The sequence below is a fragment of the Senimuribacter intestinalis genome, from assembly GCF_943192965.1.
Classification (GTDB): domain Bacteria; phylum Bacillota; class Clostridia; order Peptostreptococcales; family Anaerovoracaceae; genus Senimuribacter; species Senimuribacter intestinalis.
The window spans coordinates 25,974-37,827 of sequence record NZ_CALPCF010000012.1 but is presented as its reverse complement, the minus strand read 5'-3'; the positions used below and the strand labels follow the sequence as shown (position 1 = coordinate 37,827).

Annotated in this window: 13 protein-coding genes; 10 read left to right on the top strand and 3 right to left on the bottom strand. The window is 44.2% G+C overall.

The features are described 5' to 3' along the window. Positions 1-14 precede the first annotated feature (14 nt). Positions 15-890, bottom strand: a complete 876-nt coding sequence (locus NFR88_RS10890) for an Rpn family recombination-promoting nuclease/putative transposase (RefSeq protein WP_251615903.1) — start codon at positions 888-890, stop codon at positions 15-17. Between the two features lie 233 nt (positions 891-1,123). Here NFR88_RS10890 and NFR88_RS10885 point away from each other — a divergent pair, with 233 nt between their 5' ends. After that, complete coding sequence (locus NFR88_RS10885) at positions 1,124-1,555, top strand: DUF2383 domain-containing protein (protein WP_251615900.1); 432 nt, start codon at positions 1,124-1,126, stop codon at positions 1,553-1,555. Between the two features lie 4 nt (positions 1,556-1,559). Here NFR88_RS10885 and deoD read toward each other — a convergent pair whose 3' ends face one another. Both deoD and rpsT read right to left on the bottom strand, forming a co-directional pair. Beyond that, positions 1,560-2,264 (bottom strand): purine-nucleoside phosphorylase, encoded by a 705-nt coding sequence (gene deoD / locus NFR88_RS10880; protein ID WP_160200389.1) that lies wholly within the window; start codon positions 2,262-2,264, stop codon positions 1,560-1,562. A 114-nt stretch (positions 2,265-2,378) separates the two neighbouring features. After that, positions 2,379-2,651: a 30S ribosomal protein S20 gene (gene rpsT, locus NFR88_RS10875; protein ID WP_160200388.1), complete on the bottom strand. Its 273-nt coding sequence runs from the start codon at positions 2,649-2,651 to the stop codon at positions 2,379-2,381. A 167-nt stretch (positions 2,652-2,818) separates the two neighbouring features. Between rpsT and gpr the strand changes: the two genes are divergently transcribed. The 9 genes from gpr to NFR88_RS10830 all read left to right on the top strand — a co-directional run bounded on the left by gpr (position 2,819) and on the right by NFR88_RS10830 (position 11,829). Further along, a complete protein-coding gene (gene gpr / locus NFR88_RS10870; RefSeq protein ID WP_160200387.1) occupies positions 2,819-3,706 on the top strand; it encodes a GPR endopeptidase in 888 nt (295 codons plus the stop codon). A gap of 33 nt (positions 3,707-3,739) precedes the next feature. After that, complete coding sequence (gene spoIIP, locus NFR88_RS10865) at positions 3,740-4,597, top strand: stage II sporulation protein P (RefSeq protein WP_161909127.1); 858 nt, start codon at positions 3,740-3,742, stop codon at positions 4,595-4,597. Between the two features lie 2 nt (positions 4,598-4,599). Next, positions 4,600-4,758, top strand: a complete 159-nt coding sequence (locus NFR88_RS10860; protein ID WP_160200385.1) for a hypothetical protein — start codon at positions 4,600-4,602, stop codon at positions 4,756-4,758. Between the two features lie 54 nt (positions 4,759-4,812). Then, a complete protein-coding gene (gene lepA, locus NFR88_RS10855; protein ID WP_160200384.1) occupies positions 4,813-6,621 on the top strand; it encodes a translation elongation factor 4 in 1,809 nt (602 codons plus the stop codon). Further along, complete coding sequence (gene hemW / locus NFR88_RS10850; protein WP_251615896.1) at positions 6,605-7,729, top strand: radical SAM family heme chaperone HemW; 1,125 nt, start codon at positions 6,605-6,607, stop codon at positions 7,727-7,729. Before lepA ends, hemW begins: the two co-directional genes overlap by 17 nt. 23 nt (positions 7,730-7,752) lie before the next feature. Continuing rightward, positions 7,753-9,243 (top strand): glycerol kinase GlpK, encoded by a 1,491-nt coding sequence (gene glpK / locus NFR88_RS10845; protein ID WP_161909129.1) that lies wholly within the window; start codon positions 7,753-7,755, stop codon positions 9,241-9,243. 32 nt (positions 9,244-9,275) lie between these two features. Next, positions 9,276-10,388, top strand: a complete 1,113-nt coding sequence (locus NFR88_RS10840) for an acyltransferase family protein (protein ID WP_251615894.1) — start codon at positions 9,276-9,278, stop codon at positions 10,386-10,388. Positions 10,389-10,397: 9 nt separating this feature from the next. Further along, positions 10,398-10,778 carry a DUF4190 domain-containing protein gene (locus tag NFR88_RS10835; protein WP_251615891.1) on the top strand — a complete coding sequence of 127 codons (381 nt, stop codon included), beginning with the start codon at positions 10,398-10,400 and terminating at the stop codon, positions 10,776-10,778. Positions 10,779-10,863: 85 nt separating this feature from the next. After that, entirely contained in the window at positions 10,864-11,829 is a 966-nt protein-coding gene (locus NFR88_RS10830; RefSeq protein WP_160200379.1) for a sodium:calcium antiporter, read from the top strand. The last annotated feature ends 25 nt before the right edge of the window (positions 11,830-11,854 follow it).

Here is an 11,854-nt window from a genome sequence, read left to right as displayed (position 1 = left end):
TTCCGTTCGCACTTTCACTGTTTTAGATATTCTAATGCTTTTTCCTCTGTCAGATGGAAGAGGTTTATCAGTTTGGTGAAGATTCTATCGTCGGGTATGCCTTCCGTGCGATTATCCAAGATAAAGATTTTAATGCCTTGTTCGATGCCCTGCGCAAGTCCCTGCTCGGCGGCTTCCTTTGCAATTAAATTTCTGTATTCTTCCATCGTGAATTCATAAAACTTCATTTTCTCGATTTCCTCCCCATGTTTTTTTAAAAAGTCTACGATATGGCCTTCCTCAATACAACGCTGGACTGCTAATCTGATAGAATTTTCGAGAGATGCGCCACTGCTTAAATTGTTTTTTACATAAGTAACCAGCTTGCTGTAGCCCAGCAAGGTTTTGCTGCGATTTAAAATTTCGTTATCTTTATTGTATCGCAAATTGATGAGCTTGACTACTAAATTTAACGAGTTTTCGGGAGGCGCTTCGATAAAACTGTCAGCAAGGCTTAGGCTTTTGACGTTCCAAGGTTCATTTCCTGTATAGAATACATAAAAGACAGGCGTTGGCAGTTTGATTTGAGTGCTGCTGTAAAGCCTGTCTGTATCGATAAGTTTTGTATATGTATCTGTTGAATAACCCAGTAATCGCAATGGAATATTGGGATTGATCGTGCTTTGATGTTCTGCCATAACGATAATTCTGTCCTCGATAGTGAAGCTTAGATCGTTGTATTTTTCTAAGAATAGCACATTATTTAGTGTTGTAATTCTGATTTTTGTTTCAGGTCCATAGCTTGTTCCGCTCAGTGCATTGTAAAGTTCCAAAGCGGTTTCTTCATTGGAAAACAGTTTTGAGAAGACACTATCCTGGTAATTTCTGTTTGAATGAATCGTTTTATCCATATTTTTCCTCCTTGTGTGGTTCTGTGGTGTTAAGTTTAAATTAGGTTTGAATTGACCTTATCAATCCGCACGCAAAAAGAGCAACCCAATTGGATTGCTCTCGTTAAAAAATTACTGAAATTTCCTTTTATACCTATAACTGTATTATAACTTGACTTCTCCCCAAATGCAAGTCTTTTTTGCATAAGTGTTGCTGAACGTGTGAATACTAAGTCAAAAAGGAGAATGAAATCATGAACGAAGATAGTATTAGACTTTTACGGGAAGTTAACGCGGGCTGCAAAAATGCAACCAATAGTTTTAATCAGGTTATTGAGTTTGTTAAAGAGCAGGATTTGAAAGACTTGATTGAAGAATACAGAAAGGAACATCAGCTTGTTGGAGATATTGCCCACCAGCTTTTGAACAACGATGGTGAAGATGAAAAGGACCCGCCGACAATGGCAAAAGCTATGATGTGGTTTACTACAGAAGTAAAGATGATGATGTCTGATGATGATAGCCGTGTTGCGGAGCTTTTGATTGACGGATGTCATATGGGGGTGAAGTCCTTGGGAAAGTATTTACGTCAGTATGAAAATGCCGACCAGAAGGAACGTGCCCTGGCCGGCAGATTGATGAATATTGAAATGGAACTGTACAAAAAATTAATGGTCTTTCTTTAAAAGACTATTTGATTGCTGCTTCCAGCGCCAGCTTCATCATATCAGTAAACTGGTTTTGACGCTGCTCGACAGTAGCTTTATCACCGGTGATAAAGTGGTCGCTTACAGTCATCATAGCCAGTGCATTGCGGCTATGATATGCGGCGTTCATATAAAGAGCTGCGGCTTCCATTTCTACAGCTAGGACGTCCATAGACGACCATTCTTTCCACCATTTGGTTCCCAGCTCATAAAATACGTCACAGGATACGGTGTTTCCGGCTTTAAAGGAAATGCCGTTTTCTTTTCCAGCGTCCATGACTTTTGTTAAAAGTTCAAAGCTGGCGCTAGGGGAGTACTGCCCCGGTACATGAAATGCATGCTGATAATTGGAGTCAGTGGAGGCCGCCAGGCAAACCAAGATATCACCTACGGAAAGTTTTTCGTGGAAAGCGCCGGCAGTGCCGATTCTGATGATGTTTTCTACATTGTATTCTGTAAAGAGTTCCCAGGAATAAATTCCCATGGACGGCATGCCCATACCACTGCCCTGCACAGAGACGGGAACCCCTTTGTAGGTTCCGGTATAACCGTACATATTGCGGATCTCTGAGTATCTGACTGCGTTTTCCAAGAAGTTTTCTGCAATGAACTGGGCTCTCAGCGGGTCGCCCGGCATGAGAACGGTCTTTGCGATTTTGCCTTTTTCGGCGCCGATATGTAGTGACATAATAATCAGTCCTTTCTATTTTGGGTAAAAGTAAAACCGATGGGAGACACATCCATCGGTTTTGTTGCTCTCGCATGTGCATTTAACTTATGCACTGGTGGGGACGGGTGAGACTTATTTTGCTGCTTTTGCAGCGTTGAATCTTTTAGCTAATCTGGAAACTTTTCTGGAAGCAGCTTTCTTGTTAAGAGTACCTTTTGCTGCAGCCTGCATTAATTTCTTTTCAACTACTACAAATTTCTCTGCAGCAGCTTCCATGTTGCCTTCTTCTAAAGCAGCATCGAAATTCTTAAGAGCAGTCTTTACATGGTCCTTAACTCTTCTGTTTCTAGCCGTTTTCTTGTCGATTACTCTGATTCTTTTTTTTGCGGATTTAATGTTTGCCATAATTATTCACCCCACTATTTAAATTTTTAGCTTTGTTACGCTAAATTCGCACATTAAGTATAGCCTAAACAGTGGGAATTTGCAAGGCTTTTTTAGCAAGTTACATATTTACCGCCTTTGCGGGCATACTTTTTAAAGAAAAACTACACATCACGGAGGTGATTTTTTTGAAATACAGAACAGACCTTGCAGTGGAAGGCGTTGAAAATTTGGAACAGTCTGGTGTTCGTCCGGGAGAAAAGGACGGCATCGTGATGGACAAGGAAAAGATTGATGAAGACATCAAAGTAACGACCATTGACATAGTCAATCTAAAGGGTGAAGCCATGCTGGGAAAGCCTTGCGGCAGGTATGTCACCATGGAGGTTGCGGGGATTATCGATGAAAAAGAGGGGATTTCGGAAAGAGCGGCAAAGGCTCTTGCAAGGCAGCTCTCCAAGCTGGTGAAACATCGGTACGACCTAAAAGTACTGGTTGTAGGGCTTGGCAACGAGAAGGTTACACCGGACAGTCTGGGGCCGCATACCGTTTCTAAGATTAAGATAACCAGTCATCTTTTCAAAATTTTCGGCTGTGACGGCGATGAAGAAATGTCCAATGTCAGCGGATTGGCACCGGGGGTAACTGCAACCACTGGCATGGAGACGGCAGAACTTATCGAAAAGGCAGTAGAGATGACAAAGCCCGATGTAGTTATCGCCATCGATGCGCTGGCTGCAAGAAATATCGATAGAGTCAGTACTACCATTCAAATCAGCGATACAGGCATATCACCTGGTGCTGGTATGGGGAATGTGCGAAAGCAACTGAATGAAGCCTCCCTGGGTACAAAAGTCATCGCTATCGGTGTGCCTACGGTGATTGATTCAAAGACTGTTATTTTGGAGGCGTTAGAGGAGATGAAAATTCCAGAAGAAAAAGCATATCACTATATGGACAGCAGAGAATTTGACATGGTAGTCACTTCAACGGACATTGACCTTGTCATCAAATCTTTTTCGGACATCATTGCAAAAGCTGTTAATATTACCCTGCACCCCGGCATATACTCTTAGAGTACCTTAGATAAGCAAGGAGAGAGGAAGGCAATGAGACAAAAACAGACGATACTTTTTTTTGCACTGCTTTATGTGGTGTCAGTGGCAGGCTTTTTTTTCAAAATGACAGGAGAAGCGGTCAGTGGACAACAGCTGACGGCCATGTGTATCGAAAGCAGCTTGCCGTGTATGGAGCTCATTGCAGACAATGATACTGAACCCGGTGACGAAAACATCACAGCGGCAGTGCAGACCGAGACAGAGAAAAGCAAGGAAGATGAAAAAATAAAGCCCAAAAAGGTGAAGAAGAATAACGGCGCACCGAAGGTGCTTATTTATCATACCCATGCCACAGAAAGCTATCTTCCGGCTTCTTCCGGCAATTATCATACGACAAAAGAGGAAAACACGGTACGTGATGCGGGTGATGTGCTGACTGATGTGCTGGAAGAGCGGGGGATTGGTGTGGTTCATGACAAAACGCTTCACGACAATCCTTCGTATAACGAATCCTACTCCAGAAGTTTTGAAACTGTTAAGGCACTGCTAAAAAAATATCCATCCATAGAATGTATCATCGATTTGCACAGAGATGCAACGGCGGCAGAAGTCGCAGGTCCAGTACAGACTGTCGGCGGAAAAACCTGCGCCGTATATTCCTATGTGCTCAGCAACACGACGGAAACCTATGAGGAGAACAGCGCTTTTCTTGGGAAGCTGAATACTATTGCGGACAGCAAGTATGGCGGCTATACGGGAGAAATTCTGGAACGGCCTTACTGGTATAACCAGGAACTTTCTGGAAAATCCATCTTAATTGAAATGGGGAATAATCGAAACAATATTGAAGATGTCAGAAGATGTGCAGAGGTGTTCGGAGAAATTCTGGCAGATGCACTGGAGGAATGATTTTGAAAACTTTTAGAAATGCAGTGATTTTGTTCATGCTGTTTATGGTAGGCACCATGGCAGTAGTTCATGTGGACAGGCAGTGTGCCATGATGGAAAGAAATACTGATTCTTTTGCAGAAAGTCTTACAGAAAAACTAGAAAATTACATTGAAAAATAAGCCATCTTGCTATAAAATATATCTTGAAGAAGTACGTGCAAAGCGAGGAAATTTATGGATTATCAGAAATTTATCAGGAATTTTAGTATTATCGCTCATATTGACCACGGCAAATCGACCCTTGCCGATAGAATTATTGAGAATACCGGGCTGGTTGCCCATCGAGATATGAAAGAACAGTTTTTGGACAACATGGATTTGGAGCGGGAGCGCGGCATTACCATCAAGCTTCAGACCACTCGTCTTGTGTACAAGGCCAAGGACGGCAATGAGTATATTTTCAATCTCATCGATACGCCGGGTCATGTGGACTTTACATATGAGGTATCCCGAAGTTTGGCAGCCTGCGAAGGTGCGGTTCTTGTCGTTGACTCCACCCAGGGAGTAGAAGCGCAGACGATGGCGAATGTGTATCTGGCATTGGAAGAGGATCTTGAGATTCTGCCTTGCCTGAACAAGATCGACCTGGCAAGTTCCCGACCAGAGGAGACCAAGGAAGAAATCGAAGAGATGATCGGTATTGATGCATCAGAGGCGCCGCTTGTATCTGCAAAGGAAGGCGTCGGTATTACAGACCTTTTGGAGGCGGTAGTACAGACTGTGCCTGCGCCGACAGGCGATGTGAACGGCAAACTGAAAGCGCTGATTTTCGACTCTGTTTACGATAATTACAAAGGCGTAGTGATTTACACCCGTATCTTTGACGGTGCTGTTAAAGTGGGTGATACCATTCGTCTGATGAATACAAATAAGAAGTATGAGGTCACCGAGGTAGGCGTTATGGCGCCGGGTCATGTGCCGACTAAATCTCTGCGGGCAGGAGAGGTTGGCTACATCTGTGCCAGTATTAAGCAGGTTCGTGATGCAAGAGTAGGCGACACAATCACGCTGGATAAGGAACCGACAGAAGAACCCCTGCCGGGCTACAAGAAAGTGCAGTCTATGGTTTACTGCGGCATTTACCCTGCAGAGGGTGAAAAGTACGAGGGTGTCAAAGATGCACTTGAGAAGCTGCAGGTCAACGATGCGGCATTTCTCTTTGAACCGGAAACTTCTACAGCGCTGGGATTTGGATTCCGCTGTGGATTTCTGGGACTTTTACACATGGAAATTATCGTGGAGCGTCTGGAGCGGGAGTTTGGACTGGCGGTTATCACCACATCGCCGAGTGTAGTATATCGGGTTGTGCTGCAGGATGGCAGTGTGGAGATGATTCAGAATCCGACCAACCTGCCGGATCAGACAGAAATCAGCCATATCGAAGAGCCAATTGTAAAAGCGGACATCATGATTCCAAAAGAATACGTAGGCTCTATCATGGAGCTTTGTCAGGATCGACGCGGCAAAATGCTTCACATGGAATACATCACCGAAAACAGAGTACAGCTCCACTATGAGCTTCCCCTCAACGAGGTTATTTATGATTTCTTTGACGCGCTGAAATCGAAGACTCGCGGCTACGGCTCTTTAGACTACGAGTTTATCCGCTACGAGAAATCTCAGCTTGTCAAGTTGGACGTGCTGCTCAACAAAGATTTGGTGGACGCATTCTCCATGATTGTTCACGAGTCAAAGGCGTACAACAGGGGACGCTTTGTCTGTGAGAAGCTGAAGGAGATTATCCCTATGCACCAGTTCGAGGTGCCGATTCAGGCGGCGGTTGGGCAGAAGGTTATCGCTCGTGAGACGGTCAAGGCATATAGAAAAGACGTTATCGCCAAGTGCTACGGCGGCGACATTTCCCGGAAAAAGAAGCTCCTTGAGAAGCAGAAAGAGGGAAAGAAAAGAATGCGTCAGTTCGGAAAGGTGGAAGTGCCACAGGAGGCTTTCACAGCGGTGCTGAAATATGACGACAACAAATAAAGAAAGACAGAAACTGGGAATCTACATTCACATTCCCTTTTGCCTGCAAAAGTGCCTGTACTGCGGATTTTATTCCAGCGGCGGCAGCAGTCTCGCTCAACAGGAGGCATATATAGAAGAACTTCTCGAAGACATCAAGGCCTATGGGGAGGTTTACGGACAGAAGTATCTTGTGGATACGGTTTTTTTCGGTGGAGGCACGCCTTCGATTCTGCCGGCTTCTCTAATCGGAAAAGTTATGGATCAGCTGCGCCAGTGTTTTTTCCTTGATAAAGAGGTGGAAATTACCATAGAGTCAAATCCGAAGACTTTAACTAAAGAAAAACTGCTGGCTTACAGATCTTTTGGCATCAATCGGCTTTCTATAGGCATTCAGTCCTTTGATGATGGAATTTTAAAGAGTCTAGGCAGGGCTCACGACAGCAGTGATGCGGTCTTAAGTTTTCAGATGGCAAGGCAGTGTGGCTTTGATAATATCAATCTGGATCTGATGTTTGCAGTGCCGGGGCATACTATGGAGATTTGGGAGAAGACACTTAAGCAGGCAGTCGATCTGCAGCCTGCGCATATTTCTTTTTACAGTCTGCAGATTGAAGAGGACACGCCCTATTATGAAATGTTTCAGCGAGGAGAGATTAAAGAGATTTCCGATGAAGAGGATCGGCGCATGTATCATCGCGCTATAGAGGTGCTCAAAGAAGCTGGTTATGATCATTACGAGATTTCTAATACGGCAAAGGCGGGGAAACAGTGCAGGCATAATTTGAAATACTGGTCGCTTGCAGATTATCTGGGGATAGGCAGCGGCGCCAGTTCATATGTAGAGGGGGTTCGCTTTACTGAAGCACCTTTTCCGGAATTTCACAAGAACACAAGAGAAGACGATATGTGCGAGTTTGTCTTTACAGGTCTTCGCAAAACCTGCGGTATTGATCTTACGGAATTTGAAAGACGATTCGCTGTAGCGTTTTGGGAAGTATATGCTGATAGAAGAAAAGAACTTACAGCATTTTTGGAAAGCGGCAGCCTTTTAGAAGACCATGGAAGGCTCAGGCTTTCTGAAGCAGGCATTGATATATCCAATCAGATTATGGCAGTATTTGTATAGCCAGAGATTATTAGGAGAATGAGATGGAAAAATACATATTAGCAATGGATCAGGGGACAACCAGCTCCCGGTGCATTATTTATGATAAGAAAGGAAACCAGATCAGCGCTGCACAGAAAGAGTTTCGTCAGATTTATCCGAAAGAGGGATGGGTAGAGCACGATGCTGAAGAAATTTGGTCCAGCCAGATGACGGTTGCGCATGAAGCGATGCTGAAAGCGGGGCTCACTTATGAGAATATTGAAGCCATCGGTATTACCAACCAGAGAGAGACTACTGTGGTTTGGGACAAGCATACCGGTCAGCCTGTATATAATGCCATTGTGTGGCAGTGTAGGCGAACTGCCCAGTACTGCGATACCCTGATAGAAAGCGGGCTTTCCGATAAATTCAAGGAAAAGACAGGGCTCTTAATCGATGCCTATTTTAGCGGTACCAAACTGAAATGGATTTTGGAAAATGTGGCAGGCGCAAGACAAAAGGCGGAAGAGGGGAATCTGCTCTTTGGGACCATTGAAACCTGGCTTATCTGGAAGATGACTGGCGGCGCAGTACATATCACGGATTACTCCAATGCAGCCAGAACTATGATGTTCAATATCCATACGCTGAAGTGGGATGAGGAAATCCTGGAAATCTTGAATATTCCTAAGCAGATGCTGCCGGAACCAAGACCTTCAAGTCAAGTTTACGGACAGACGCTGGACACCATCTTTGGTGGCCCTGTAAAAATCGCCGGAGCCGCAGGAGACCAGCAAGCGGCGCTGTTTGGGCAGACCTGTTTTGAAGAGGGCGAAGCCAAGAGTACCTATGGAACCGGATGTTTTCTTTTGATGAATACCGGGCAGAAACCAATCTTTTCTAAAAGTGGGATGCTTACGACAATCGCTTGGGGACTGGATGGAAAGGTCACTTATGCGCTGGAAGGGTCGGTATTTGTCTGTGGTGCGGCTATTCAGTGGCTTAGAGATGAACTGGAAATTTTGGAAAAGTCCAGTGAGTCAGAAAAAATGGCGCTGTCTGTAAAAGACGCAGCAGGCGTATTTGTCGTACCTGCCTTTGTAGGGCTGGGTGCCCCTTACTGGGATCCTTACGCAAGAGGTTCAATTTTTGGACTTACTAGAGGAGCAAATAAGCATCATTTGGTGCGTGCCACGCTGGAATCTTTGGCATATCAGTGTTATGATCTGCTCTTTGCTATGGAACAGGACATGGGTCATGAGATGCGGGAACTTCGCGTGGACGGAGGCGCCTCTGCCAACAATTTCCTCATGCAGTTTCAGGCAGATATGCTGAGAAAGCAGGTGATAAGACCTAAGTGCATTGAGACGACCTCTCTGGGAGCGGCGTATCTTGCGGGTCTTGCGGTGGGATATTGGAAAAGTACGCAGGATGTTTTGGAAAACTGGCAGAGCGACAGGAAATTTGTACCTTCTATGGAGGAGAAGAAACAAAAAGAATTACTGCAGGGCTGGCACGAGGCGGTCAAACGCAGTCAGAACTGGGCTAAATAGATTGAAATAACAAATGAAGGAGAAATTTACCAATGGGAGAAGTAAAACAGAGAGATTATGTCTTTGATGCGCTCCGCGGTCTGTGTATGTGGTCTATTCCGATTTCACATTTTACCAGAATGGCGGGACATTTTAGTCAAGGCTCCTTAAGCGGAATTGTATACATAACTATTAATGTATTTGTCATGCAGGCTTTTATGTTTCTGTCAGGCTATTTTTCAAAGAAGCCAGACCGTAGTAGAGAAACCGCCTTTAAAGTGTTTCTGTGGCCGTACATTTTGAGTATTTTCTTTTTCTACGGCGTGCGGCTTTTGTTTTGGGGCAATGCAAATCTTTATTTCGACAGAGCGCCTTTTGCCATGTGGTTTATGGTGACGTTGTTTCTGTACAAAGTATTTCAGAAAAACTACATTAAAATTCCGTATTTCTTTGCCATGACCTTTGTGCTGTATCTCATAGCAGGTTGTCTGCCGTTTCTGACAGATTATCTGTCCCTCGGCAGAATTGTATCCTACTTCCCGTTCTTTTTCTTAGGATATTACTGCACACCGGAGCACATCGCAAAGATTAAGTGTCTGAAAAAATGGCAGTGTGCAGTGCTTGGCGTATTTTTAATCGGCGTATCGTGTCTTCTTGCATTCGGCGTGCCGCAGGTACCGGTAGGCTGGTATCTGATGAAAGACCCGGGCTCCTTTACAGGCGTATGCTGGTGGCTGGATATTCTGATGAGAGCAGTGCTCTTTATCATCGGCGCACTTTGGATTATTCTGATGTTCAACATTCTGCCGAGTAAGGATACATATCTTGCTTATGTAGGCAGAAATACTATGCCAGTATATATTTTGCATTTGGTAGTGCGCCAGTGGATGAAGAAGCATGGCGGCATCAGTTTAGGGATTTTTCCAATGCCGGAAGCAAGCAGCCTTTTGTATTATGTGATGGTATTCGGCTTTGCCTCTTTGTGCGTGGTAGTTTTTGCCTCAAAACCGGTATCAAAGGGCTACGACTGGGTTGTTGATACGACTTACGCTATCTTTATGTGGGTGGTAAATCACATCATTCTGCCGCCGTTTGCGTTCCTGGAAAAGGGACTAAAATCCTGGGGTATCAGTACGGCAGAGTGGATTGAAAAACAGAAAAAGTAGGAGTAGAATATGGATAATTTTAGAGAAGAAAATAAATGTGAAGAAACGCAAGTGAAAGAGGAAAAAAGCGGCGGAGCAACTATCGTCGATTTTAACTATGAAAAATATGCGGAAGTAGAGCGAAAGGCGACACACACTGATGCGACAGCGGCGCTTGTTATGGGAATTCTTTCCATGGTAATGGCATTATTTGCTGCGGTGATTGCGGTCGTTCTTGGTATAATCGGTATTGTTTTTGGCATCAAGGGAAGAAACGATGCGGAGCGTCAGGGTATGGCAACGGCAGGGTTGGTACTGTCAATCCTAGGCACGATTTTATCGGTTTTGCGGATTATCGCCACCATATTCTTTATTACGTTTTATGCGGTGGATTTGTTGAATTACTTTTAAAGTAAATTTCCATCTGCTTGGTCTAAAAGGAATTTTAGATCGTAAATTAGTAACATTATATTTATAAAATTTGAGGAGAACAAGATTGATTTATTTAGAGTATCTTGCAGCAGCAGTTATCGTTGTTGTTTTATCAATTAAAGCATCGGATTACATCGACCTTTTGGATAAGAATACGAAGCTTTCCGGCGCATTTTTGGGTGGGATTATGCTTTCGGCGGTGACATCGTTGCCGGAACTTTTCACCAGTATTTCAGCGACAGTTCTGCTGGAAAGACCCGGACTTTGCATGGGTAATATTTTGGGAAGCGACCTTTTTAATCTGGGTGCTCTGGCATTTTTTATCCTGCTGTTTTCAAAGAACTTTGCGAAAGGAAAGGTGTCAAAGAGTTATCGCCATGTGACGGTGGTCGTGCTTGTGATTTATATTCTGATTACCCTCAATTTTGCCGGGATTTTACAGTTCAGGATTCTTCATCTGTCCATCACGTCGGTTTTGATTGCACTGATTTACGGACTGGGAGCCAAGTACCTTGCGGTGGCTGACGATGTAACCTCTGATGAGGCTGTACTGGATTATCATTCGGAGTCTAGCACTTCGCTTTCGGTAAAACAAATCGGTGTGAGGTTCTTCTTCGCGGCAGTGGGAATCATAGCTTTTAGTATTATTCTGACCTATTTGACTGATGAAATTTCCGTCAAATTAAATTTGGGTCAGGGTCTTGCGGGGGCGATTTTCCTCGGTGTAGCCACATCGTTACCGGAAGTGACTTCCACCATTGCCCTGTTTAAGATGAAGAACTTTAATATCGCTGTAGGAAATATCATTGGCAGCAATCTCTTCAACTTCATCATTTTAGTTGTGGCAGATGTGCTGTCCATGGGCAGCGGCGTTTACGCAACTTTTGATCACCAGATTGAAAACCTGCTGATTTTTGGAGGCACAGCAACAATCCTATTCTGGGTGATGCTGCGCTTTAAAAAAGCTACAATCCAGACTGTTTGTGCCCTGGGCATGGTAGCAAGCTATCTGGGATTCTTGCTGATATAAATTACAGATGTAAATTGTAGATATA